The sequence below is a fragment of the Allobosea sp. P1_B10 genome (assembly GCF_056406735.1).
In genome coordinates, this window is sequence record NZ_JBFTZP010000011.1 from 86,105 (window position 1) to 111,441 (window position 25,337).

Below are 25,337 nucleotides of genomic sequence, written 5' to 3' on the forward strand. Positions count from 1 at the left end.
CGCCTGTGAGCGAAACGCGAGCGCCAGAGTCCTCCAGCCTCGCCCGCGACTCCCTCCTCGTCGGCGCGGCCACGATCCTGTCGCGTCTGCTCGGTTTCGCGCGTGACGTGCTGATCGCAAGGCTGCTCGGCGCCGGGCCGGTGGCGGATGCTTTTCTTGCGGCACTGCGACTGCCCAACCTCGTGCGGCGCGTGCTCGGCGAGGGCGGGCTCAACGCGCCCTTCGTGCCGCTCTATCTGGCGATCAAGACCGAGCGCGGCGAGGATGCGGCAAAACGCTTCGCCGGCGAGGCGACCGGCCAGCTGGCGGTGCTTCTGCTGGCGCTGGTCGGGCTTGGGGAGCTCTTTGCGCCCTGGCTGGTGCTCGGCTTTGCCGGTGGCTTCGCCGAGGAGCCCGCGACGCTGGCGCTGGCCGCGACCTATACGAGACTGATGCTGCCCTTCCTGCTGCTGACGACGCTGGCGGCGATGCTGGCCGCCCTGCTCAATGCCGAGCGGCGCTTCGTGGTCGCGGCGCTGGCGCCGGCGCTGATGAATGCGATCCTGCTCGGCGTGCTCCTGATCCAGCTCGTGCGGGGCACCGATGCCGCGCCTGCCGCGCAGATCCAGGCCATTGCCGTCAGCCTGACCGGGCTTGCCCATCTCGGGATGATCCTGTTGGCGCTGCGCAAAACCGGCCTGCCCTGGCCGCGCCTGCGCTGGTCGGCCGACATGACTCGCCTGGTGCGGACCGGCGGCGCCACGCTGCTGGCCGCCTCTGCCGCGCAACTCGTGCTGCTGGTCGCAACCCAGATCGCCTCCACCGAACCCGGAGCGGTGGCTGCGCTCTACTACGCCGATCGCGTCTTCCAGCTGCCGCTCGGTTTTGTCGGCGTGGCGATGGGGACCGTGGTCCTCTCCGACATGGCAGCCGCCGCCGGGACCGCCAAGGCAGATGCCATGCTGGGCCAGGCGCTGGGACTGGGGCTGGCGCTCGCTTTGCCGGCAGCGACTGCGCTCGTCGTGCTCGCAGGCCCCATCGTCTCGGTGCTGTTCGAGCATGGCCGGTTTGGGGCTGAGGATTCGACGCGCACGGCCTCGGCGCTTGCGGCTTTCGCAGTCGGCCTGCCCTTTGCGGTCGTCGCAAAGGTCTTCGGACAGGTCTATTTCGCCCGCCAGCTGCCGCGCCTGCCGCTGCTGTCTGGCGGGGTCGCCATACTCGTGGCGGTTGTCGTCGGTCTTCTCCTCGCCAATGGGGGCGATGCGGCACGCATGGCGGCGCTGGCCGCCAGCCTCGGCTTTTTCGCGCAGGCCGTGCTGCTGGGCGCCACGCTTCTGCGCGACGGGTTGTGGCGGCCGAGCCTGGCCAGCCTGCGCCCCGTGATCGCCGGCCTCATCGCCAGCGCGCTGATGCTGGGCGCGCTGCTGGGCCTGCACGAGCTCATGGCGGCGCAGCTTGCCCCGGATCAACCCGTGCTGTGGCGGATCATGGCGCTGGCGACGCTGTGCGGTGGCGGGCTTGCGATCTACGCCGCGGCGGGCTGGTGGCTCGGCGCTTTTGCCCCGCGCTACTTGCGCAAGCGGCACGGTTGAGCCAGAAGCCCCCCTTTCCTTCTCTCCCTCGCGACGACGGAGCGCCCCGATGACGGGATTTCACCAGCGCGTCTTTTCCGGCATGCAGCCGACCTCGACGCTCCATCTCGGCAACTATCTCGGCGCGCTGACCAACTGGGTCGCGATGCAGGACACGCATGATTGCGTCTATTGCGTCGTCGACATGCACGCGATCACGATGTGGCAGGACCCTGCCGACCTGAAGCGGGCCATCCGCGAGGTCACGGCCGCCTATATCGCCGCCGGCATCGACACCAAGAAGAGCATCATCTTCAACCAGAGCCAGGTTTCGGGCCATGCCGAACTCGCCTGGATCTGCAACTGCGTCGCGCGGCTGGGCTGGATGAACCGGATGACCCAGTTCAAGGAGAAGGCCGGCAAGGACAAGGAGAACGCCTCGCTCGGTCTCTACGCCTATCCGAGCCTGATGGCGGCCGACATCCTGCTCTACAAGGCAACCCATGTGCCCGTCGGCGAGGACCAGAAGCAGCATCTCGAGCTGACCCGCGACATCGCGCAGAAGTTCAACAACGACTTTGCCGCACAGATCTCCGAGCGCAATCTCGGCACTGGCGACCTCGGCTTCTTCCCGTTGCCGGAACCGATGACGCAAGGCCCGGCTCCGCGCGTGATGAGCCTGCGGGACGGCACCAAGAAGATGTCGAAATCCGATCCGTCGGATTATTCGCGCATCAACCTGACCGATGACGCCGAGACGATCGCCACCAAGGTCCGCAAGGCCAAGACCGACCCGGAGGCCCTGCCCTCCGAGGAAAAGGGCTTGGAAGGCCGGCCCGAGGCCGAAAACCTCGTCGGCATCTATGCCGGCCTGAACGGCGTCACCAAGGCGTCCGTTCTGGCCGAATTCGGCGGCGGGCAGTTTTCTGGTTTCAAGGCGGCGCTGGTCGACCTTGCGGTTGCAAAGCTCGCCCCGATCGCGGGCGAGATGCGCAAGCTGCTCGACGATCCCAGCCATATCGATGCGATCCTCGGTGACGGCGCCGAGCGCGCCCATGCGATCGCGGCGCCCGTGATCGCCGACGTCAAGGACATCGTCGGCTTCGTCCGGCGCTAAGTCCGGCCCCCTGCAAGTGCGCCTCGCCTTCGCCGGCGGGGGCACAACCCTGTGGCTCTTGCGCTGACGTAGCGGCGCGGGCCACATACCCATTCCTGGAAGCGGCGACAGGTAATCCCATGGTCAAGCGACGGCGGTCCTATGAAACGGGCCATCGCCCGAAGTTTCTCGCGGTGGTGGACGATACACCCGAATGCGCCAAGGCCGTGCGCTTCGCGGCCAGGCGCTGCGCCCGCCTGGGCGCCTCGATCGTACTGCTTGGCGTGGTCATGCCGCCTGAGCACGAGACCTGGCTCGGCGTCGGCGAGGTCATGCAGGCGGAGGCCGAAGCGGAAGCCGAGAAGCTGATCGACGCGGCCTCGGCCTCCGTGCGCGCCTTGGCCGGGCTCGAGCCCGAACGCGTGGTTCGAACCGGCGACAAGGCCGCCGAGTTGGTCAAGCTGATCGAGGCCGACGAGGACATCTCGCTGCTGGTGCTGGCCGCAGGCTCGGGCCGCGACGGGCCGGGGCCGCTGGTCAGCGCGCTCGCCGGCAAATCGGCCGCGAGTTTCCCGATTCCCGTCGCGATCGTGCCCGGCCATCTCGAGGACGAGGAAATCGACGCGCTGGCGTAAGCCTTGGCAGCCCTTGCCGCGCGATACGGCATTGGCTTCGCGCTGGAATGATTCGGCGCCGCGCCCTATATCGAGGGCAGGAACGGCGGCCTTGACCCGCCGGCACCGGAGAAGCGACCATGTTCATCCAGACTGAAGCCACACCCAACCCGGCGACGCTGAAGTTCCTGCCGGGCCGCACCGTGATGCCCGAGGGCACGCTCGAATTGCGCGATGCCGAGCAGGCCGAGCGCTCGCCGCTGGCCCAGCGCCTGTTCGACGTGAACGGCGTCACCGGTGTCTTCCTGGGCTACGACTTCATCACCGTGACCAAGTCCGACGTCGAATGGTCCCACATCAAGCCGGCGATCCTCGGCGCGATCATGGAACATTTCATGTCGGGCGCGGCGGTCCTGTCCGACGGCTCCAAGGCCGATGTCCTCGAGGAGGGCGAGTTCTTCGCGCCGGAGGACGCGCAGACCGTCGAGACCATCAAGGACCTGCTGGAAACCCGCATCCGCCCGGCGGTCGCCGGCGATGGCGGCGACATTACCTTCCGCGGCTTCAAGGATGGCACGGTCTATCTCGCCATGAAGGGCTCCTGCTCGGGCTGCCCCTCCTCGACGGCGACGCTGAAGCACGGCATCCAGAACCTGCTGCGCCACTTCCTGCCAGATGTGCGCGAGGTCGAGGCGGTTTGAGCGTGTTGCTGAGCTGATGCGGATCCTTGCTATCGATACGGCCCTGGGCGCCTGCTCGGCCTGCGTGCTCGACGCCACGGCCATGGCCGCCCCCCTGGCGATCGAGCAGGTCGCGATGGAGCGCGGCCATGCCGAGGCGCTGATGCCGCTGATCGAGCGCGTCATGAAGGCCGTCGAGGGCGGGTTCTCCTCGCTCGACCGCGTCGCCGTCACCGTCGGCCCCGGCAGCTATACCGGCCTGCGCGTCGGCATCAGCGCAGCACGTGCGATCGCTCTGGCCGCCGGAATCCCAGCGATCGGCGTGACGACGCTGGCGGCCAGCGCCGCGCCTCTGATCGGCCGCGAGGCCGGTCGCGTCATCGCTGCGGCGCATGATGCCAAGCACGGCCAGGTCTGGTTCCAGGCGCTGACATCCGAAGGCAAGCCGCTGGTCTCGCTGCGACAGGTCAGCTATCGCGACGCCGCCCGCGCGATCGGCGCCGGACCGGTGAGCCTCGTCGGCTCCTCGGCGCTGAGCGTCGCCAACGAAGCCTGGGCTATCGGCCTCGATGCCCTGGTGATCGACGATGCCCGGGCGCCGGACGTGGCCTGGGTCGCGCGGCTCGGCATGATCGCCGACCCCGATGCCGCGCCGCCGCGCCCGCTCTATCTCAAGGCGCCCGAGACCACGCCGCAGGATCGCGCGAGGCTGCCACGGCGCTGAATTTCGCCTTGACGCTCGATCTGACATCCGTTTTGCCCGAAATCCGCTGCAACTCCCTGCCGGACGCGAAAGATCGCTTGCCACCCGGCCGGTCTGTGCCATCAAGCGCCGATGGATTGGCTGCGAAAATTGCTGAAACCTGAATCGGCCCCGGCCCGGACCGGGCGGCTCGACACGCGCCATGCGCGCCATGTCGCCGCCCTGCATCACCAGGGCGGTTTCGCGCGCGGCTGGGAGCCCGGCGAGTGCGCTGCCCTGATCGCCGACCCCGCCGTCGTCAGCGATGGCGTGTTTGCCGGCAGCGCCACCGATCCCGCAGGCTTCGTGATCTCGCGGAAAGCCGCCGACGAGGCCGAGATCCTGAGCATCGTGGTCGATCCCCGGCATCGCCGCGACGGGCTCGGCCGGAGCCTCCTGCACGCCCATCTCTGCCAGCTCGCAGCCTCGGGTGTCCGTCATGTCTTCCTGGAGGTCGAGGAGGGCAACCTCGCGGCCGAGCAGCTGTACCGCCATTGTGGGTTTCGCGAGGTCGGCCGCCGGAAGGCCTACTACCCCAAGCCCGACGGCAGCCGCGTCGCCGCCGTGACGATGCGGCTTGACCTCGCGTGAGCCGGATCTTCCTTGCATGAGGGGTTTCCCGCCCGGTGCCGTTGCCAGGCTCGGCCTGTTGGGGCTTTGCACGCTGGCGCTCCTGCCGGCGCAGCTCGTCGCCATGCGTTTCGGGCCTGCCGCGGGTGCGCGCCTGCCGCGGCTGTTCCATCGCCTGACCTGCCGCTGCTTCGGGGTGCGGATCTCGGTTCAGGGCACGCCGCCACCGCCGGCTGCCGGCGGCCTGATCGTCGCCGCCCATGTCTCCTGGCTTGACATCGCGGTGATCGGAGCCCAGCGCCCGCTCTCCTTCGTCGCCAAGAGCGAAGTCGCGGACTGGCCCGTGATCGGCTGGCTGGCAAAACTGCAGCGCACCGTCTTCATCGACCGCCAGCGCCGCGCCGCGACCGCGGGTGTCGCAGCCGAAATGGGCGCGCGCATCTCCGATGGCGAGGCGGTGGTGCTGTTTGCCGAGGGCACGACCGGGGACGGCACGCGCCTGCTGCCTTTGCGCTCGTCCCTGCTGGGCGCAGCGCATCAGGCCCTCGGCAAGGAGGCCGGCGGTGATGTCACCGTCTATCCGCTCGCGATAACCTATACCGGCTTCCACGGCATGGCCGGCGGGCGGGTCGAGCGCAGCCTGCTCGGCTGGTATGGCGACACCGAACTCGCACCGCATCTGAAGGCGATGATGGCGGCAGGCGCCATCGACGTGGTGCTCAGCTGGGGCGAGCCGATCGTGATGGGCCACGGCATCTCGCGCAAGGCCGCGACGCAAGCGGCGGAAACCACGATCCGGCGGGCCCGCCGCGAGGCGATCACGGGACGGCCATCGCCCTGAGACGCGGATGGCCCGGCGATTGCTTCAGCGTCAAGGCGATGAGGCGGTCATTTCCTCGAAGCGAAAACGGGAGTAAGGAGACGGTTTGGAGACCCGATCCGCCACGATGAAGACAGTCCATATCAAGTCCTTCGGCTGCCAGATGAACGTCTATGACGGGCAGCGCATGGCCGACATCCTGAGTGAACAGGGCTATGAGGAGACGGCGACGCCGGAAGGCGCGGACCTCGTCCTGCTCAACACCTGCCATATCCGCGATCGCGCCGTGCAGAAGGTCTACACCGAGCTCGGCAAGCTGCGCGAGCTGAAGATCGCGCAACTCGCCGACGGCCAGCACAGCAAGATCGTCGTCGCCGGCTGCGTCGCGCAGGCCGAGGGCGCCGAGATCCAGCGCCGCCAGCCGGCCGTCGACCTCGTCGTCGGGCCACAGGCCTATCATCGCCTGCCGGAACTGCTGGCCCAGACCGGCCGCGTCGTCGACACCGACCTGCCCGCCGACGACAAGTTCGGCTACCTGCCCGCGCCAAAACCCGCCGCGATCATCGCGCGCGGCATCTCGGCTTTCGTCACCGTTCAGGAAGGCTGCGACAAGTTCTGCGCCTTCTGCGTGGTGCCCTATACGCGCGGCGCCGAGTTCTCGCGCCCCGTGGCGCAGATCCTGGCCGAAGTCGAGCGCCTTGCCGCATCGGGCGTGCAGGACGTCACGCTGATTGGCCAGAACGTCAACGCCTATCATGGCGAGGGTCCCGACGGCGTCTGGACGCTGGCGAAGCTGATGTATCGCGTCGCCGAGATCCCCGGCATCACGCGCATCCGCTACACCACGAGCCATCCGCGCGACATGGACGAGGCGCTGATCGCGGCCCATCGCGACCTGCCGCAGGTGATGCCGTTCCTGCATCTGCCGGTACAGGCCGGCTCGGACCGGATCCTGGCGGCGATGAACCGCAAGCATACTGGCGACGAATACCGCCGCCTGATCGCACGCATCCGCGACGCACGGCCCGATATCGCGCTGTCCTCGGACTTTATCGTCGGTTTCCCCGGCGAGAGCGACGCCGATTTCGATGACACCATGCGGCTGGTCGACGAGATCGGCTTCGCCTCGAGCTACTCGTTCAAGTATTCGCCGCGCCCCGGCACGCCGGCCGCCGAGCTCGGCACGCAGGTTGCGCCCGAGCTGATGCATGAGCGCCTGCTGCGCCTGCAGGAGCGCATCGAGCATCACCGCCAGGCCTTCAACCATGCCATGGTCGGCCGCACCGTCGCGGTGCTGCTGGAGAAGGCGGGCCGCCATCCAGGCCAGCTTGCGGGAAAGACGCCCTACCTTCAGGCTGTGCAGATCGAGACGCAGACGAATCAGATCGGCGACACCGTGCAGGTGGTGATCGAGCGGGCCGGTTCGAACTCGCTTTTCGGGCGGATAGCGGATGATGGCGACGGCAAGGACCTTGCGGCTTGAGCGCAGTCCCTCCCGCCCCCATCTCTGGCTCCGGATGGATCGACTGTCATCACAGTGAAGCGGTCGCGTCCGGTTATGAGCAGGATGAGTCGTTGCAAGTCGTGTTTATGAGACGCCGAACCGGCCTCACGATCCCGTCAGGCCGGCCCAACCGCCAGGGAGACGACGCTTTTGGCACAGGCTGACCAGGTGAACCCGAGATCGGAACGAGGCCCGCGGCGCGATGCGAGCGGCTCGCAGGTGCAGGTCGAGACATTGACGCGCGACGGGATGCCCGCCACCGAGGTCGTGCTCTCCTTCGAGGATAATCGGCTCGCAAGCCTGGTGTTCGGTCACTACGACCAGAACCTCGCTCATCTCGAGCGCAGGCTCGGCGTCGTGATCAGCCCCAATGGCAACCACGCGACGATCAAGGGCCCGCGCGAGACCGCCGAGCAGGCCGGCCGCGTGCTCAAGACGCTCTACACCCGCGCCAAGGCCGGCGCATCGGTCACGCTGGGCGAGGTCGATGGCGCGATCGAGGAGAGCAATGTGCAGCGCTCCCTGTTCCCGGTCGACAATGCCGGAAAAGCCTCCTTCGAGGCGATCGTCACGCGCAAGCGCGGCCCTGTGCGCGCCCGCAATGCGGCGCAGGACGCCTATCTGCGCCAGCTCAAGCGCAATGAACTGGTGCTCGCGGAAGGTCCGGCCGGTACCGGCAAGACCTGGCTCGCGGTCGGCCATGCGGTCTCGCTGATCGAGCAGGGCGTCGTCGAGCGCATGGTTCTGTCGCGTCCGGCTGTCGAGGCCGGCGAGCGCCTCGGCTTCCTGCCCGGCGACATGCGCGAAAAGGTCGATCCGTATCTGCGTCCGATCTACGACGCGCTGAACGACTTCATGGAGGCCCGCCATGTCGAGCGCGCGCTCCAGACCGGCATGATCGAGATCGCCCCACTCGCCTTTATGCGCGGACGGACGCTGACCAATGCTGTCGTGTTGCTCGACGAGGCGCAGAATGCGACGTCGGTGCAGATGAAGATGTTCCTGACCCGCCTTGGCGAGGGCTCGCGCATGATCATCACCGGCGACCCCTCGCAGATCGACCTGCCATCGGGCCAGCGCTCGGGGCTGGTCGAGGCGGTCAAGCTGCTCTCGGGCGTCGAAGGCGTCGGCCATGCCAAGTTCGAGGAAGGCGACGTCGTGCGTCATGATCTCGTGCGCCGCATCGTGATGGCCTATGAGAGCGCGTCGCGCCGTGAGCGGGACGAACGTGAAGAGCGCATGCGCGCAATCGAGGCATCCGTGCAGTCACCGATCGAAGACGACGCCGAAGGCTTGCGTCGCACCCTGTCGCGGGAGCGGCCGCGATGAAGGATCGACCTCCCACGCGGCGTTCAGCGCCGCGACCGGGGACGTCGCCGGCCTTGAGCCTGGCGATCAGGGTACAGGCAAGGCGCTGGCGCGAGCTGGCCGATTTCCGCGCGCGCATCACTGACGCCGTCGAAGCCGGGCTCAGCGTCGCCACGCTCAAGCCGCTGGAGGGCGCCGAGCTCAGCCTGCTGCTGACCGACGACAAGCGCATCCGCATCGTCAACCGCGACTGGCGCGGCTTCGACAAGGCGACCAACGTCCTGTCCTTCCCGGCAGCGCCGCCCGACCGGATCGCCGGCAGTCCCGTTCTCGGCGACATCGTGGTCGCCTTCGAGACGGTCGAGCGCGAGGCGATGGCCGAGGACAAGGCGATGGCCGATCATTTCAGCCATCTCGTGATCCACGGACTGCTGCACCTGCTCGGCGAGGACCACGAGACCGAGGCCCAGGCCGAGCAGATGGAAGCCCTCGAAGTCGCAGCGCTCGCCAGGCTTGGCATCGCCGACCCCTATGCCGACAGCGACCTCGTCGCCGCGGCAAATCCCCCCACTCGAACCATGTTACCTTCAGCATCATGAGCGACGACAGTCGATCTATTCCCACCGAGTCGGGCCGCGGCCTGTCGCACTGGCTCGGGCAATTCCTAGAACGTCTCGGCATGCGCAGCGGCGCAACCATCCGCGAGGACATCACCGAGGCGCTGGCGCAGGACAGCGAGAACGGCCAGTCGTCCGATCTCAGCGCGCAGGAGCGCGTGATGCTCTCCAACGTGCTCAGCCTGCGCGAGCGACGCGTCGGCGACGTCATGGTGCCGCGCGCCGATATCATCGCCGTGCCGGCCGATGCGACGCTCGACGAACTGCTCGCGCTGTTCCGCACGGCAGGCCATTCGCGCCTTCCGGTCTTCGACGATTCGCTCGATGACCCCCGCGGCATGGTCCACATCCGCGATTTCCTCGAGTTCATCGCCGAGCGTGGCTATGTCGAGCCCGGCGCCGGCTTGTCGGCGCCGGTGCTGCACGATCTCGGCGCGGTCGACCTGAAGATCACCCTCTCGGCTGCCAAGATCTTGCGCCCGGTGCTCTATGTCCCGCCCTCCATGCCGGCGGTGGACCTGCTGGTCCGGATGCAGGCGACCCGCACCCATATCGCGCTGGTGATCGACGAGTATGGCGGCACCGATGGGCTGGTCTCGATCGAGGACCTGATCGAGATCGTCGTCGGCGACATCGAGGACGAGCATGATCTCGACGAGGCGCCCGCGATCGTGCCGATCGGCGATGATCGCTTCACCGCCGACGCACGCGCCACGCTCGACGATCTCCGGGACGCAACGGGGATCGACCTGTCCGAGACCGAGGTCGCCGAGGAGATCGACACGCTGGGCGGCCTGATCGTGACGCTGGCAGGCCGCGTGCCCGCGCCGGGCGAGGTGATAGAAGGTCCCGAGGGCCTCGCCTTCGAGATCATCGAGGCCGACCCGCGCCGGATCAAGCGGCTCAGCATCCACAGGCGCGGCCCGATCGCGCCAGACAGCGCAGAGCAACTGGAAGCCAGCTGATGCAGATGTCGACGCTGGCCGACGGGGTCATCCTCGCCTGGGGATGGCGCAAGCGCCTGATCGCGCTCGTGGCCGGCGCCAGCGGAGCGCTCGCGCTCGCACCGCTCGACCTGTGGCCCCTGATCGTGGTGCCGATGACGGTCGCGGTTTGGCTGATCGACGGCAGTGTCGGCGAAACCCTGTATGGTCGCTTGAAAGCGGCCGCATCCGCTGGCTGGTGGTGGGGTTTCGGCTTCTTCCTGGCCGGCTTCTGGTGGCTGGGAGCGGCATTCCTGGTCGAGGCCGACAAGTTCGCCTGGGCCATGCCGCTCGGCGTCGTCGCCCTGCCCGCCTGCCTTGCCTTCTTCCCGGCGCTGGGCTTTGCGCTCGCGCGCCTGCTCTGGACGAGCGGCGCGGGACGCATCCTCGTCTTGGCCGTGGCTCTGACCGCCAGCGAGTGGCTGCGCGGGCATGTGCCGACCGGCTTTCCCTGGAACGTCTACGGCATGATGCTGGCCGGACCGGCCTGGTTCGCGCAGTTCGCCTCGGTCGGCGGCCTCTACGGGCTGACCTTGCTCGCGGTCGCCATCGGCGCCGCGCCGGCAACGCTGGGAACCGGCGAGGCCGGACGTCGGCGCTGGCATGCGCCGGCACTCGCCGCGCTCGCGCTGGCAGTCATGGCTGGATTTGGCGCGTGGCGCATCCCGGCGGCAGCGACGCCCCTCGTCGCCGGCGTCAAGCTGCGGCTGGTGCAGCCTAATCTGCCCCAGGATGCGAAGTTCACCTCGCCCAATGGCGAAGCGATCCTGAACGGCTATCTCGCGCTGAGCGACCGGGCCACTTCCCCGACGACGCTGGGTGTCCAGGACGTCACCCATCTGATCTGGCCGGAATCGGCCTTCCCCTTCCTGCTCGGACGCACCCCGCAGGCGCTGGCACGCATTGCGGCTGCCCTGCCCGCCAACACGACCCTGATCACCGGCGCGGCCCGGGCCGGAGAGGGACTGCCGGGCGAGAGCCGTCCGCCGATCTTCAACGCCATCCAGGTCGTCAATGACGAGGGCGTCATCACCGGCAGCTACGACAAGGTGCATCTCGTGCCCTTCGGCGAGTATCTGCCGGCGATCTTCGCCAGCCTGATCCGCAGCGTCGGACTCTCCGAATTCGTCTCGGTGCCCGGCGGCTTCGCGGCCGGCGCCCGGCATGCGCCCATGACCATTCGCGGCCTGCCGCCGGTTGCGCCACTGATCTGTTACGAGGTCATATTTCCAGCCGAGGCCGTGCCGGGTCAGGGGCCCCGCCCCGGGCTGATGCTGAACCTGACCAATGATGGCTGGTTCGGCCAGACGAGCGGGCCCTACCAGCATCTCGCCCAGGCGCGGTTGCGCGCGATCGAGGAGGGCTTGCCGCTCGTACGCGTCGCCAATACCGGAGTTTCCGCTGTCATCGACGGGCATGGCCGGGTCATCGCAAGCCTGCCCCTGGGCACGCAAGGTGTCCTCGATGCCGGATTGCCGCGCGCCCAGCCGATCACGCCCTATGGCCGGTTCGGCGACCTGATCATGGCGGCCGGGATGCTCCTGATGCTGGCGCTGGCGCACCTCCGGCGTCGTTGAAGCCACAAAAAGGGCTCATTTCTGGCCGGGATGGCGTTATCCGCCAAACTGTGCAATTCCACAGAAATAATTGGCTTATTGACCCCGAAAAGGTTCAAAGGCGGACAGCATCGAAGGCAGGCGATCATGATCCAGAAAACTCCCAACCCGATCGACCGCCATGTCGGAAGTCGCGTTCGGATGCGCCGCATGCTCGCAGGCGTCAGTCAGGAGAAACTCGGCGAAGGCCTCGGCCTGACCTTCCAGCAGATCCAGAAATACGAGAAGGGCTCGAACCGCATCAGCGCCAGCCGCCTGCAGCAAATCTCCAAGATCCTGGACGTGCCGGTCGCGTTCTTCTTCGACGGGGCGCCCGCGGGCGACATGCCAAGCGGCGGCTTCTCCGATTCAGCCTCGACGGCCTATGTCTCGGACTTCCTCGCCACCAGCGAGGGCGTGCAGCTGACCAAGGCCTTCGTGCGGATCAAGAGCGCGCGCGTGCGGCGCCGGATCGTCGACCTGGTCGAGGCACTGGCCGAGGGTGATGGCGAAAACACGTGATTTCGCGATCATTTCGTTCGGCAAGACGAACGGCGCTCCCGATTAACGGAAATCAGGCTTGACGTCGTATCCGTCCGCTGTAATGAACTTGCCCGTTTTCGCGCTGGCACTCGGCCCTTCTCGCCGGAGAGCGCTCCCCGCCGCTGAAGGATAACCGATCGTGTCCCGCCAGAATTACCTGTTCACCAGCGAATCCGTCGGCGAAGGCCATCCCGACAAGATCTGCGACCAGATTTCCGACGCCGTCGTCGACCTGTTCTTCAAGGAAGCCGCCAAGTCCGGCATGGATGCGGCCCAGGTTCGCGTCGCCTGTGAGACCCTGGCGACGACCAACCGCGTCGTGATCGCCGGCGAGGTCCGCACCTCGCTCGACGAGAAGACGATGAAGAGCAAGGTCAAGTCGGCCGCGCGCAAGACGATCAAGGCGATCGGCTACGAGCAGGACGGTTTCCACTGGAAGAAATGCAAGATCGACGTGCTGCTGCATGCGCAGTCGGTCGATATCGCCCAGGGTGTCGACGCCAGCGGCAACAAGGATGAAGGTGCCGGCGACCAGGGCATCATGTTCGGCTACGCCTGCCGCGAGACGCCCGAGCTGATGCCGGCGCCGATCTACTACGCCCACAAGATCCTGGAAGTGCTGGGCAAGGCCCGCCACGCCAAGGAGGGCGGCGCCGCCAAGCTCGGCCCCGACGCCAAGAGCCAGGTCACGATCAAGTACGAGAACGGCAAGCCGGTCGGCGTCACCCAGATCGTGCTCTCGACCCAGCATATCGACGAGAGCCTGACCTCCGCCGACGTCCGCAAGATCGTCGAGCCCTATATCCGCGCCACGCTGCCCGAGGGCTGGATCAGCAAGGACACGGTCTGGCATGTCAACCCGACCGGCAAGTTCGTCATCGGCGGCCCCGACGGCGATGCCGGCCTGACCGGCCGCAAGATCATCGTCGACACCTATGGTGGCGCGGCTCCCCATGGCGGCGGCGCCTTCTCGGGCAAGGATCCGACCAAGGTCGACCGTTCGGCGGCCTATGCGGCCCGCTATCTCGCCAAGAACGTGGTCGCGGCCAAGCTCGCCGAGCGCTGCACGATCCAGCTCTCCTACGCCATCGGCGTCGCCAAGCCGCTCTCGATCTATGTCGACCTGCACGGCACCGGCAAGGTCGACGAGGCCAAGCTCGAGGCGGTCCTGGGCGAGGTCATGGACCTGACCCCGCGCGGCATCCGCACGCATCTGCAGCTCAACAAGGCGATCTATGCGAAGTCGGCGGCCTATGGCCATTTCGGCCGTAAGCCCGGCCGCGACGGCAGCTTCTCCTGGGAGAAGACCGATCTCGTCGACGCGCTGAAGAAGGCCGTCGCCTGAGCTTCACACCCGGGGCGAGACGATCGGGCCGGAGCGCATCGCTCTGGCCCTTTTTCTTTTGCCGGTACCCACTTGGCTCGAAAATGCTCTAGAGAGCAGCCCAATCCAGGTTGGTCAGGCCACGAGAACGATCCGCATGACACATGACTACGATCCCGACCGCGCCTTTTTCGGGCGGCGCAAGGGCAAAGCGTTGCGCGAGGGCCAGAGCGCGCAAATCGAGGGCACGCTGCCGCGACTGCGCCTGCCCGATGGCGCGATCGCGGATCTCCATGCGCTGTTCCCGCAGCCCGTGACGGCGGTTCGGCTGGAGATCGGCTTCGGCGGCGGCGAGCATCTGCTGCACCGCATGCGCGAAAGCCCCGATATCGGTTTCATCGGCGTCGAGCCGTTCATCAACGGCATGGCAAAATTCCTGGCGGTGATCGAGCGCGAGGGACTGAAGAACATCCGGCTCTGGGATGCCGATGCCGCGCTGATGCTGCCGCGGTTGCCCGCGGGCTCGCTCGATGCGATCGACCTGCTTTACCCCGATCCCTGGCCAAAGCGCCGCCAGCGCAAGCGTCGCTTCGTCTCGGAGCGGACGCTCGCCCTGTTCGCGCGGACCCTGAGGCCGGGCGGTCGCTTCCGCTTCGCCAGCGATATCGACGATTATGTCGGCTGGACCTTGTCGCGCCTGCTGCAGTCGCCGGATTTCGACTGGACCGACGAGGCCGCCGACGACTGGCGCAAACCCTATCCCGGCTGGATCAGGACGCGCTACGAGGCCAAGGCTGTCGCCGCCGGCCGCGTGCCGAGCTATCTCACGGCTGTGCGTCGCGCATCCTGAGGAAGCCAAGCACGCGCTGGGCCGTGGTGACGTTGAGATTGCGGAAGCTCTGACGAGCGCGTTCGATGGCGGCGTCCGATTTGCCGTGGTCCTTGCGCAGGCCGATCAGGGCCCGCGTCGTCTCCCAGGACCAGCCCATGCCGCGCCCCGCGAGCAGCACCGCATCGCGATCGGCTCCCAGAACGATCTGTTCCGTCGCAGGCAGGCCGAGCTGGGCCAGCACCGCCACGGCGCAGATGGCATATTCGCTCGAGCCTGAATCAGCGTATTCGGCGAGCTTGGCTTCGTCGAGCAGGCCAGCATCGTGCAGGCGGTTGACCTCGATCAGCGCTGCGCTGACCTTGCCGAGACCTTCCTGCATCTCGGCGTCGGCAGCCACCGCATGAGCGCCTTTCTCGACCGCGCTGTCCACCGCGCCAGCCATCGAGGGCTCGAGGCTCGCCGCCAGACGACGCCTGGCGGAATTCTTGGCAGCCGACATCAGTTGGTCGACGAGTTCGGGCGGAATGTCGCGGCGCGATCCCAACGTCGCCTGCAGCGCGTCGTCCTGGACGGCGCGCATCACCAGCACGCCCATGCCATGGCGCGAGAAGCGAGCGGTCTGGTTGGCCGCGACCGCATGGGTGACGACGCGGCCGCCCCGCAGGATCAGGAAATCGGTGACGGGCTCGCCGAGATCGGGCCGCTCGGTGATGGCGAGCATGTGATCGCGGCCCTTGGCGGCCGAGATCGCCACGAGATCCTGGTCGCTCAGGCGCTTGGAGCCGACCAGGACCGGGCGGGCGACGCCGATATCGTCGAGCGCGAGCTGGCGCACCACGCCGCTGGGCGCATTGGGGATCGGGGCCAGTCGCTCGGACAGTTCGATGCGTGCACGGACTTCGATGGCGCGCGACAGCCGGCCGATCACGACGTCGAAGATCGAGACCTGGTCGTCATCCATCCCTGCGGCGGTCGAAAGGAACAGATCTGTCAGGCGCGACAGGATCTGGACACGGTCATCGGCAGAGCCGCGCTGCACAGTGGCTTCGAGGTCGCGCAAAAGCGAACTGACCGAACTCATCCCGCAATCCTCACACAACGCCGTCGCGGAAACCTATGGCTGACAAGAATGACCATCGGGTTAGCGGGAGTGCAAAAAGATATGCCGGCGCCAGCCCGTATCGTGACCTTGCGCATCGAGACCTTGCATGCGCGGGCAAGCCAGACTAAATAGAGGCCAACAGCTCTGGTTTCGGTATCAGCCGATGATCAAGAGCGGGCCCACCGGCCCGCTCTTTTTTATTGGCCGCAGCCCCGCCAGGGCTGGAGCATGACAGGCCCTGACAGCCAGCGGCATCATGCTCCCGACAATGTTGGAGCCGGCAGCCCGGGCATGAACGAGCCGACAGCAAACATGGACCATCCAGAACCCCGCCTCGTGGTCGAGACCGGCGTCGCCGCGCGTGTCGCCGCGATCGTCGAACCGGCCATCGCCGATCTCGGCTACCGCCTGGTGCGCGTGCGCATCAGCGCCCAGAACGGCTGCACCGTGCAGATCATGGCCGAGCGGCCGGACGGCACGATGAACGTCGAAGGCTGCGAAGCGGTCAGCCAGGCGGTCTCGCCGGCGCTCGATGTCGACGACCCCGTCCAGGCCGCCTATCACCTCGAGATCTCCTCGCCCGGCATCGACCGCCCGCTCGTGCGTGCCAGCGATTTCGAGCGCTGGGCCGGGCATCTTGCCAAGATCGATACCGAGCAGGTGGTCGCCGGCCGCAAGCGCTTCCGGGGCATCCTGCGCGGTGTCGAGGGCGAAAACGCCCTGCTCTCCCGCGACGACGCCAAGTCCGAGGAAGAGCGCGACGTCGCGATCCCGATGAAGATGATCGCCGATGCACGCCTCGTGTTGACCGACGCGCTGGTCACCGAATCGCTGCGCCGCGGCAAGGCAGGCCTGCCGCCGGAAATGCCCTCCGCCGATGAGATCGCGACCCCGAAGAAGGGCCACGGCAAGTCTCTCGGACCTCGCCCGGACAAAAAGCCCGGCACGGACAAGAAGCGCGGACCCGATCCGCAAGACACGAACGAAGAGGAGTGAGCGTCATGGTCGTCAGCGCCAACAGGCTCGAACTGCTGCAGATCGCCGATGCGGTTGCCCGCGAAAAGTCGATCGATCGCCAGATCGTCGTCGATGCCATGCAGGATGCCATCGCCAAGGCGGCACGCTCGCGCTACGGCATAGAGACCGACGTCCACGCCGAGATCAACACCAAGACCGGCGAACTCCGGCTCGCTCGCCATCTCCAGGTCGTCGAGCTCGTCGAGAACGGCGCCACCGAGATCACCGTCGACGAGGCCAAGCGCCATAATCCGGCAGCGCAGGTTGGCGACGTGATCGCCGATCCGCTGCCGCCCTTCGATTTCGGCCGCATCGCGGCGCAGTCGGCCAAGCAGGTCATCGTGCAGAAGGTGCGCGAGGCCGAGCGCGACCGCCAGTATGACGAATACAAGGATCGCATCGGCGAGATCGTCAATGGCGCGGTCAAGCGCGTCGAATACGGCAATGTCTTCGTCGATCTCGGCCGTGGAGAAGCCATCATCCGTCGCGACGAGATGATCCCGCGCGAGACCTTCAAGGTCGGCGACCGCGCCCGCGCCTATGTCTACGACGTGCGCCGCGAGCCGCGCGGCCCGCAGATCTTCCTGTCGCGCACGCATCCGCAGTTCATGGCCAAGCTGTTCGGCCAGGAAGTGCCCGAGATCTATGACGGGATCGTCGAGGTCAAGGCTGTCGCCCGCGATCCGGGTTCGCGCGCCAAGATCGCCGTGATCTCGCGCGATTCCTCGATCGATCCGGTCGGCGCCTGCGTCGGCATGCGCGGCTCGCGCGTGCAGGCCGTGGTCGGCGAGCTCCAGGGCGAGAAGATCGACATCATCCCGTGGTCGCCCGACGTGGCGACCTTCGTCGTCAACGCGCTGCAGCCGGCTGAGGTCGCCAAGGTCGTGCTCGACGAGGAAGCCGACAAGATCGAGGTCGTGGTGCCCGACGAGCAGCTCTCGCTCGCCATCGGCCGTCGCGGACAGAACGTGCGCCTCGCATCGCAGCTCACCGGCTGGGATATCGACATCCTGACCGAGGCCGAGGAATCCGAGCGTCGCCAGAAGGAATTCGTGGCGCGCACCGACATCTTCATGAACGCCCTGAACGTCGACGAGACCGTCGGCCAGTTGCTCGCCTCGGAAGGTTTCCGCACGGTCGAGGAGGTCGCCTATGTCGACCCCTCCGAGCTTGCCTCGATCGAAGGCTTTGACGAGGACACCGGCGGCGAGATCCAGTCGCGCGCGCAGGAATATCTCGCCGGCATCGAGGCAGAGCTCGACGAAAAGCGCCTGGCGCTGGGCGTCGAGGACAATCTGCGCGAGGTCGAGGGCATCACCACGGCGATGATGGTCTCGCTCGGCGAGAACGACGTGAAGAGCGTCGACGACCTCGCAGGCTGCGCCACCGACGACCTGGTCGGCTGGACCGAGCGCAAGGACGGCGAATCCACCCGCCATGCCGGCTATCTCGACGGCTTCGACCTGTCGCGCCAGGATGCCGAGGCCATGATCATGGCCGCGCGCGTCAAGGCCGGCTGGATCGAGGCTCCGGCCGAGGAGCCCGCGCCCGAAGGGGACGCGGAAGCCGAAGGCGAGGCGGCCGAGGCCTGAGCGAGATCATGGAACGGGCGGCCGCCAGGCAGGAAATCCGCAAGGCCGGCCCCGAGCGCAGTTGCGTCGTCAGCCGGGAGGTCAAGCCCGCTGACGAATTGATCCGCTTCGTCGTCGGCCCCGACGGTGTCCTGACGCCCGACATCCGGCGCAAGCTGCCGGGTCGCGGCGTCTGGACGAGCCTGAGCGCCAAGACGGTCGCCGAGGCGATCAAGCGCAAATCGTTTGAGCGTTCGCTCAAGGCGAAGGTCACGGTTCCGCCTGATCTGGTTGCTATGGTGGATGGCTTGATGCTGCGGGACACCCTCCAGGCGCTCGCCATGGCCAACAAGGCCGGGCTGGTGCAGAGCGGCTTCTCGAAGGTCGAGGCGGTCGCCGAGGCCGGTCGCTGCAAGGCGGTACTCGAAGCAAGTGATGGGGCCGAAGACGGCCGCCGCAAGATCGGCCAGGCCCTGCGGCGGGCGGAATTGGCCCGCGAAACGGCCGGACTGAAGCCGCGCAAAATCCCGGTTGTCGCAATTTTCGCGGCGGCCGATTTGGAATTGGCGTTAGGGCGTCCACATGTGATACATGCGGCGCTTGCTCCGGGACCGGCGGTCGAGGGTGTCCTCTCCCGCTGGCGTCGACTCGTCCGATACAGGACAGACGACGCCGGTGCGATCGAACTGGATCATCCAGGCGACCCCGACGAAGTAGACGAACTGACGACCGAAGCGGCAGGGCCGAAAGCGGTAGGACCGAAAGCATAATGAGCGATACCAAGACCCCGGGCGACAAGACCTTGACGGTCAGCCCCCCGAAGACCCTGACGCTGAAGCGTCCTGTCGAACAGAGCACTGTTCGGCAGAGTTTTTCGCATGGGCGTTCGAAGCAGGTCGTCGTCGAGGTCAAGCGGCGCGTAGCAGGACCCGACTCCCCGCAGGCGCCGGTTGCCCGCGCGCCGCAGCCAGTGGTGCAGCAGGCCGCGCCGCGGCAGGCGCCCCCGGTTCCGACCCCGGCACCCCGTCCCGCCGGCGGCATGTTGCTGCGCACCCTCTCGGATGACGAGAAGGACGCCCGTTCGCGCGTCCTCTCCGACGCCCGCCAGCGCGAGACGGAAGCCCGTCGCGCCGCCGAGGAAGATGCGCGCCAGCGTGCCCTCGCCGCCGAGCAGGAGCGCCGCGAACGCGAAGCCGCCCTTGCCCGCCAGCGCGAGGAAGAAGAGCGCCGCCGCCAGGAAGACGAGCGCAAGCGCCGCGCCGAAAGCGCTGCACGCCAGCGCATGGACGAGCAGCCCCAGGCTCCCCGCCCCGTGCAGCAGGCCGCGCCCGCCGCAGCGCCCGCCCAGTCGTCTGCACCCGCAGCGACGACTGCGCCGTCGGCACCCGCACCGAGCCATTCGCCGGCCCCGCGTCCCGCATCGTCGGGCCCGCGTCCCGATTTCGCACCACGCTCGCCGATGCGCGACGTCGGCGCCCGTCCGCCGCGCCTGGACTCGCGTCCGCCGCGTCTCGACACGCCGCGTCCGCCGCGTCCGGTCGATACCACGGCTCCGGCCGAGCCCGCCGTCATCCGCCCGACGCGCCAGGCTCCCTCTACCGCCACGCCCCGCACCCGTCCCGACGACGGCGAGGCAAGGCCCGCTTTCCGCCGTCCCGGCGGTGGTGCCGGCGGCCCGCCGCGTGGCGCGCCCGCTCCGGCTCCCAAGACACCCAAGGTCGGCGAGAAGCCGCGCGGCCGCCTGACGCTCTCCACCGCCACGGGTGGCGATGACGAGCGGACACGTTCGGTCGCGGCCTTCCGTCGCCGCGTCCAGCGCATGACCGGGCACCGCGCCTCGGACGTCGCCAAGGAGCGCGTGATGCGCGAGGTGATCATCCCCGAGACGATCACCATCCAGGAACTCGCGAACCGCATGTCGGAGCGCGGCGTCGATGTCATCCGCCTGCTGATGAAGCAGGGCGCGATGCACAAGATCACCGATGTGATCGACGCCGACACCGCCCAGCTTGTCGCCGAGGAGATGGGACACACCGTCAAGCGCGTCGCCGAGTCCGACGTCGAGGAGGGCCTGTTCGACACGCCCGATACCGACGAGATGCTCGAGGCACGTCCGGCCGTCGTGACCATCATGGGCCATGTCGACCACGGCAAGACCTCGCTGCTCGACGCCATCCGCCAGACGCATGTCGTGTCGGGCGAAGCCGGCGGCATCACCCAGCATATCGGCGCCTATCAGGTCACGACCCCGAACGGCGCGAAGGTGACATTCATCGACACCCCCGGCCATGCCGCCTTCACGGCGATGCGTGCTCGCGGCGCCAAGGTGACGGACGTCGTCGTGCTCGTGGTTGCCGCCGATGACGGCGTCATGCCGCAGACGGTGGAAGCCATCAATCACGCCAAGGCGGCCGGCGTGCCGCTGATCGTGGCGATCAACAAGATCGACAAGCCCGATGCGAACCCCGACCGGGTGCGCTCCGAGCTGCTGCAATACGAGATCCAGGTCGAGTCGCTCGGCGGCGAGACGCTGGAGATCGAGGTGTCGGCCAAGACCCGCATGAATCTCGACAAGCTGCTCGAGGCGATTGCTCTGCAGGCCGAACTGCTCGACCTCAAGGCCAATCCGGAGCGCCCGGCCGAAGGCACCGTGATCGAAGCCAAGCTCGACCGCGGCCGTGGCCCGGTGGCGACGGTTCTGGTCCAGCGCGGCACGCTGCGCACCGGCGACATCGTCGTGGCCGGCGCCGAATGGGGCCGCGTCCGCGCGCTGATCGCCGACACCGGCGCCCAGATCAAGGAGGCTCCGCCCTCCATGCCGGTCGAGGTGCTCGGCTTCAACGGCACACCCGAGGCCGGCGACCGCGTTGCGGTTGTCGAGTCGGAGGCACGTGCCCGCGAAGTCACCGACTACCGCGAGCGTCAGCGTCGCGATCGTGTCGCCGCACGCGGCGGTGCCTCGGGTGGCGGTCGCTCGCTCGCCGAGATGATGCGCGATCTCAAGGAAGGCGCTGGCCGCAAGGAATTCCCGCTCGTCATCAAGGGTGACGTGCAGGGCTCCGTGGAAGCCATCGTCGGCACGCTGGAAAAGGTCGGCAATGACGAGGTGCGCGCCCGCGTGCTGCAGTCGGGCGTCGGCGCCATCACCGAATCCGACATCACGCTGGCCCAGGCTTCTGGTGCTGCCGTGATCGGCTTCAACGTGCGTGCCCATAAGGAAGCGCGTGAAGCGGCCGAACGGGCCGGCGTCGAAATCCGCTACTACAACATCATCTACAACCTCGTGGATGACGTGAAGGCGGCGATGTCGGGCCTGCTGGCTCCGACCCTGCGCGAGACCATGCTTGGCAACGCGCAGATCCTCGAGATCTTCGCGGTTTCGAAGGTCGGCAAGATCGCCGGTTGCCGCGTCACCGACGGCACGATCGAGCGCGGCGCGAATGTCCGCCTGATCCGCGACAACGTCGTGGTTCACGAAGGCAAGCTTTCCCAGCTCAAGCGCTTCAAGGACGACGCCAAGGAAGTCGTGGCGGGCCAGGAATGCGGCATGTCCTTCGAGAACTACCAGGACATGCGCCCTGGAGACGTCATCGAGTGCTACCGCGTCGAAGAGATCAAGCGCACGCTGTAAGGCGTTTCGCTTTCCCATAGGCAGCGCGTCATGGCCGGGCTCGCGCCCGGCCATCTCGTGACGATAAGAGCGCGTCCAGCGCCTCATCTTTCAGGAGATGGTCGGGTCATGCCCGACCGTGGCGTTTGATCCGGTCCGATCCCGGAGAGACGAGAATCATGGCAAAACCTGCAAAATCCTCCGGCCCGTCGCAGCGGCAATTGCGGATCGCGGAATTGATCCGCCACGCGCTGGCCGAAATGCTCTCCCGTGGCGACATCCATGACGAGGTGCTTGCAAAGCACGTCGTCACCGTCCCCGAAGTGCGGCTCTCGACCGATCTCAAGCTCGCGACCTGCTACATCATGCCGCTCGGCGGCGGTGACGTGAAGCCGGTGCTGAAGGCGCTGACCGACCACAAGCGCTATATCCGCGGCGAGATCGCCCATCGCGTCAACGCGAAATACGCACCCGACATCCGCTTCCTCGCCGACCAGAGCTTTGCCGAGGCCGAGCGCGTCGACGCGCTGCTCTACTCGGACAAGGTGCGCCAGGATATCCTGAAGCAGCCCCTGCGCATCCAGCAGGAGGGTGAGAGCGATGAGTGACGCGACCCTATCCGAAAGCGAAGTCGAGATCGTCCAGGACGGCGGCGAAGCTCCCCAGGACGCGATCCAGGAGCAGGGCCGCAGCTTTGCGCCTCGGCCCAAGAAGCGCGATGTGCATGGCTGGATCGTGCTCGACAAGCCGGTCGGCATGACCTCGACACATGCGGTCGCGGTGGTGAAGCGCGCCTTTTCCGCCAAGAAGGCCGGCCATGCCGGGACACTCGACCCGCTGGCGTCGGGCCTGTTGCCGATCGCCCTTGGCGAAGCGACCAAGACCGTTCCCTTCGTCATGGACGGACGGAAGGCCTACCAGTTCACCGTCGCCTGGGGCACCCAGACCAACACCGACGATACCGAGGGAAAGGTCATCGCGACCTCCGAGGCGCGTCCCGACGAGGCGGCCATCGCAGCCCTGCTGCCGCGCTTCACCGGCACGATCAGCCAGGTCCCGCCGAAGTTCTCCGCGATCAAGATCGCCGGCGAGCGCGCCTATGACCTGGCCCGCGAGGGCGAGGACGTCGTGCTCGAAGCGCGTCCCGTCGAAATCGACGCGCTGCGCATCGTCTCGCATACGACCGATACGACGACCTTCGAGGCCGAATGCGGCAAGGGCACCTATGTCCGGGCGATCGCGCGCGATCTCGGCGTGGCGCTGGGCTGCCTCGGTCACGTCGCGCATCTCCGTCGCACCCGGGTCGGCCCCTTCTCGGTGACGGAAGCCGCCAGCGTCGATGCCCTGAGGGAGAGCCCCGAGGCTGCGGCCGCGGCGCTGCTGCCGGTCGAGACCGCCCTCTCGCTGATCCCGGAGATCGTGATGCATCGCGATGCGGCCCTGCGTCTCAAGCGCGGCCAGAGCGTGCTGCTGCGCGGGCGCGATGCCCCAATCCAGGCCGGCGCCGTCTATGCGACCGCCGGCGGCGTACTGATCGCCACCGGATCGATCGAGAACGGCGAGTTCGTGCCGCACAGGGTTTTCAACCTCTAGCGTGCGGCCTGGCGGCCTAGGCCGTTAGGACGAATTTTATCATTGCTGACCCAGTATCTGACCATCGGTAAGCGGCGCGATGCCGCTCACCGATCGCGGACGGCCGTCGCATCGGCCGATCAGATTTCCAGGGCGATCAGCGACCATGTTCTCGACTTCGATCAAGCGCTACCTGCTGGCGACGATGGCCTGCATCTGTATCCCGGGCGTGGGTGCGTTGACCTATCTGGCGCAGGATGCGCTGACGGATGTCCGCACGAACTCCCGGCTGTCGACCCTGATCAGCGCAGACCGCGCGCTCCTGCTGACCGGAAATCTCATCCGCACCAACCGGGGGCAGGCCCAGACGAGCATCCAGGCGACCGACAACCCGCTGCCTGTCATCGAGGCGATCGACAAGGCCAGCACGGCCGAGATAGCGGCCATGGTCGCCCGTCTGCGCGCGACCGATCTCGTCGAGCGCGCCACGCTGGCCGAGGGCATCCTCGAGCGCGAGGCACAGACCCGCGCGAAGCTGCCGCAGATGGTGGCCGAGGCCAGCAAACCAAAGGCCCAGCGCAGCCTGGCTGCGACCATGCCCTGGTACAACGGCGTCGGCGAGATCGAGGGCGCGATCGTCAAGGCTTCCGATGCGACCTCCAACGCGGTCCGACTGGCCGATCCCGCGCTGGCCGACCTCCAGAGCTTCAAATCCGCGGGGTGGCGCGTGCGCTCGAGCTACGGCACGCAATGCTCGCTGCTGCGCCCCGCACTCGGCTCCGGCAAGGCGTTGGAGCCCGCACAGCTGCGGTCTCTCGGCGAACTGCGCGGGGCCAGCAATGCCGGCATCGCCCAGCTCCAACAGCTGACTGCGCGCAGCGGCGTGCCGGCTGAACTCTCCCGCAAGGTCGGCGTGATGGTGACCGAGGTGCAGGCCGCCAATACGCGCATGGACGCGCTGGTCGGCAAGCTCGGGCAGGGATCGGGCGCCGTGATCGGGGCCGAGGACTGGACGCAGCAATGCAATGCGCCCTTCACGCAGATCGTTGCGACCGTCGTCGAGGCGCTGGACCAGATGGAAGCCTTCAACGCCCGTCAGCTGAGCTGGGCCTGGACCAAGCTCCTGGCGATGGGCGGGCTGCTCGCGGCGCTCCTGGTCCTATGCGGCTTGAGCTGGCGTGGCGTGCAGCGCCGGATCGCGACGCCGCTGGTCTCGCTGAACGCTGCGCTGGTGGCAATGCAGTCGGGCGATTTCTCAAAGGAAATCCCGCTCGCGCCCTGCCAGGACGAAATCGGTGCGCTGAGCGGCGGGCTCGAAACCTATCGTCGCAATGCCGGCGAGCTGGAAGTGTCGCGGCATGACCGCGAGATCGGCCTGCGCGCGGAGGCCGAGCAGGCCGCCGAGATTCAAGCGCTGGTCCGCGAGGTCGGCATCATCGTCAACGCGGCTCGCGCCGGCGACTTCTCGCAGGCTGCCGATGCCGGTGCGATCGAAGGGCCGCTGAAGGAGCTTGTCGAGGGCATCAACGAGATCAACGGGGTTGTCGACAGCGCCACCAGCGAGTTCTCGCAGGCCCTGCAGGCGATCGCAGGTGGCGACCTGACCACCCGCATCGACACCGCCTATCGCGGAAAATTTGCCGAACTCAAGGGCGCCATCAACGACACCGTCGAGCGGCTCTCCCAG

23 protein-coding genes are annotated in these 25,337 nt (G+C 67.5%); 22 read left to right on the plus strand and 1 reads right to left on the minus strand.

From position 1 onward, the window contains the following. Positions 1–5: 5 nt before the first annotated feature. The 15 genes from murJ to trmB all read left to right on the plus strand — a co-directional run bounded on the left by murJ (position 6) and on the right by trmB (position 14,796). Complete coding sequence (gene murJ, locus AC1D2L_RS20555; RefSeq protein ID WP_476847758.1) at positions 6–1,571, plus strand: murein biosynthesis integral membrane protein MurJ; 1,566 nt, start codon at positions 6–8, stop codon at positions 1,569–1,571. A gap of 49 nt (positions 1,572–1,620) precedes the next feature. Further along, on the plus strand, positions 1,621–2,667 hold the full coding sequence (gene trpS, locus AC1D2L_RS20560; protein ID WP_476847759.1) for a tryptophan--tRNA ligase: 1,047 nt from the start codon (positions 1,621–1,623) through the stop codon (positions 2,665–2,667). Positions 2,668–2,786: 119 nt separating this feature from the next. After that, positions 2,787–3,281 (plus strand): universal stress protein, encoded by a 495-nt coding sequence (locus tag AC1D2L_RS20565; RefSeq protein ID WP_476847760.1) that lies wholly within the window; start codon positions 2,787–2,789, stop codon positions 3,279–3,281. Between the two features lie 119 nt (positions 3,282–3,400). Continuing rightward, entirely contained in the window at positions 3,401–3,961 is a 561-nt protein-coding gene (locus tag AC1D2L_RS20570; protein ID WP_476847761.1) for a NifU family protein, read from the plus strand. A gap of 16 nt (positions 3,962–3,977) precedes the next feature. Next, entirely contained in the window at positions 3,978–4,664 is a 687-nt protein-coding gene (gene tsaB / locus AC1D2L_RS20575) for a tRNA (adenosine(37)-N6)-threonylcarbamoyltransferase complex dimerization subunit type 1 TsaB (protein WP_476847762.1), read from the plus strand. A 129-nt stretch (positions 4,665–4,793) separates the two neighbouring features. Then, positions 4,794–5,273, plus strand: a complete 480-nt coding sequence (locus AC1D2L_RS20580) for a GNAT family N-acetyltransferase (RefSeq protein ID WP_476847763.1) — start codon at positions 4,794–4,796, stop codon at positions 5,271–5,273. A gap of 16 nt (positions 5,274–5,289) precedes the next feature. Beyond that, a complete protein-coding gene (locus tag AC1D2L_RS20585) occupies positions 5,290–6,093 on the plus strand; it encodes a lysophospholipid acyltransferase family protein (protein WP_476847764.1) in 804 nt (267 codons plus the stop codon). Positions 6,094–6,199: 106 nt separating this feature from the next. Next, on the plus strand, positions 6,200–7,555 hold the full coding sequence (miaB, locus tag AC1D2L_RS20590) for a tRNA (N6-isopentenyl adenosine(37)-C2)-methylthiotransferase MiaB (RefSeq protein WP_476847765.1): 1,356 nt from the start codon (positions 6,200–6,202) through the stop codon (positions 7,553–7,555). A 270-nt stretch (positions 7,556–7,825) separates the two neighbouring features. Continuing rightward, positions 7,826–8,905 carry a PhoH family protein gene (locus AC1D2L_RS20595; RefSeq protein ID WP_476847783.1) on the plus strand — a complete coding sequence of 360 codons (1,080 nt, stop codon included), beginning with the start codon at positions 7,826–7,828 and terminating at the stop codon, positions 8,903–8,905. Between the two features lie 53 nt (positions 8,906–8,958). After that, positions 8,959–9,483: an rRNA maturation RNase YbeY gene (ybeY, locus tag AC1D2L_RS20600; protein ID WP_476847766.1), complete on the plus strand. Its 525-nt coding sequence runs from the start codon at positions 8,959–8,961 to the stop codon at positions 9,481–9,483. Beyond that, entirely contained in the window at positions 9,480–10,466 is a 987-nt protein-coding gene (locus tag AC1D2L_RS20605; RefSeq protein WP_476847767.1) for a hemolysin family protein, read from the plus strand. The genes ybeY and AC1D2L_RS20605 overlap by 4 nt, the downstream gene beginning before the upstream one ends. After that, positions 10,466–12,061, plus strand: coding sequence for an apolipoprotein N-acyltransferase (gene lnt, locus AC1D2L_RS20610; protein ID WP_476847768.1), 1,596 nt, complete (start codon positions 10,466–10,468; stop codon positions 12,059–12,061). The genes AC1D2L_RS20605 and lnt overlap by 1 nt, the downstream gene beginning before the upstream one ends. A 126-nt stretch (positions 12,062–12,187) precedes the next feature. Further along, the gene (locus AC1D2L_RS20615; RefSeq protein WP_476847769.1) at positions 12,188–12,601 is read left to right on the plus strand and encodes a helix-turn-helix domain-containing protein; all 414 of its coding nucleotides are present in this window, start codon (positions 12,188–12,190) and stop codon (positions 12,599–12,601) included. A gap of 160 nt (positions 12,602–12,761) precedes the next feature. Beyond that, positions 12,762–13,967, plus strand: a complete 1,206-nt coding sequence (metK, locus tag AC1D2L_RS20620; RefSeq protein ID WP_476847770.1) for a methionine adenosyltransferase — start codon at positions 12,762–12,764, stop codon at positions 13,965–13,967. A 136-nt stretch (positions 13,968–14,103) separates the two neighbouring features. Then, positions 14,104–14,796, plus strand: a complete 693-nt coding sequence (trmB, locus tag AC1D2L_RS20625; RefSeq protein WP_476847771.1) for a tRNA (guanine(46)-N(7))-methyltransferase TrmB — start codon at positions 14,104–14,106, stop codon at positions 14,794–14,796. Here trmB and AC1D2L_RS20630 read toward each other — a convergent pair. Beyond that, positions 14,771–15,859: a DUF2336 domain-containing protein gene (locus tag AC1D2L_RS20630; RefSeq protein ID WP_476847772.1), complete on the minus strand. Its 1,089-nt coding sequence runs from the start codon at positions 15,857–15,859 to the stop codon at positions 14,771–14,773. The genes trmB and AC1D2L_RS20630 overlap by 26 nt on opposite strands. A 312-nt stretch (positions 15,860–16,171) precedes the next feature. Here AC1D2L_RS20630 and rimP point away from each other — a divergent pair, with 312 nt between their 5' ends. The 7 genes from rimP to AC1D2L_RS20665 form a co-directional block, all read left to right on the plus strand. Continuing rightward, positions 16,172–16,876, plus strand: a complete 705-nt coding sequence (gene rimP, locus AC1D2L_RS20635; protein WP_476847773.1) for a ribosome maturation factor RimP — start codon at positions 16,172–16,174, stop codon at positions 16,874–16,876. A 5-nt stretch (positions 16,877–16,881) separates the two neighbouring features. Beyond that, positions 16,882–18,489 carry a transcription termination factor NusA gene (gene nusA, locus AC1D2L_RS20640; RefSeq protein WP_476847774.1) on the plus strand — a complete coding sequence of 536 codons (1,608 nt, stop codon included), beginning with the start codon at positions 16,882–16,884 and terminating at the stop codon, positions 18,487–18,489. Between the two features lie 8 nt (positions 18,490–18,497). After that, entirely contained in the window at positions 18,498–19,238 is a 741-nt protein-coding gene (locus AC1D2L_RS20645) for an RNA-binding protein (RefSeq protein ID WP_476847775.1), read from the plus strand. Further along, entirely contained in the window at positions 19,238–22,099 is a 2,862-nt protein-coding gene (infB, locus tag AC1D2L_RS20650) for a translation initiation factor IF-2 (protein WP_476847776.1), read from the plus strand. Before AC1D2L_RS20645 ends, infB begins: the two co-directional genes overlap by 1 nt. Before the next feature lie 158 nt (positions 22,100–22,257). Beyond that, a complete protein-coding gene (gene rbfA, locus AC1D2L_RS20655; protein ID WP_476847777.1) occupies positions 22,258–22,686 on the plus strand; it encodes a 30S ribosome-binding factor RbfA in 429 nt (142 codons plus the stop codon). Next, on the plus strand, positions 22,679–23,671 hold the full coding sequence (gene truB, locus AC1D2L_RS20660) for a tRNA pseudouridine(55) synthase TruB (RefSeq protein ID WP_476847778.1): 993 nt from the start codon (positions 22,679–22,681) through the stop codon (positions 23,669–23,671). The genes rbfA and truB overlap by 8 nt, the downstream gene beginning before the upstream one ends. Positions 23,672–23,816: 145 nt before the next feature. Next, on the plus strand, positions 23,817–25,337 hold a 1,521-nt coding region (locus AC1D2L_RS20665), incomplete at its 3' end, for a HAMP domain-containing protein (protein ID WP_476847779.1).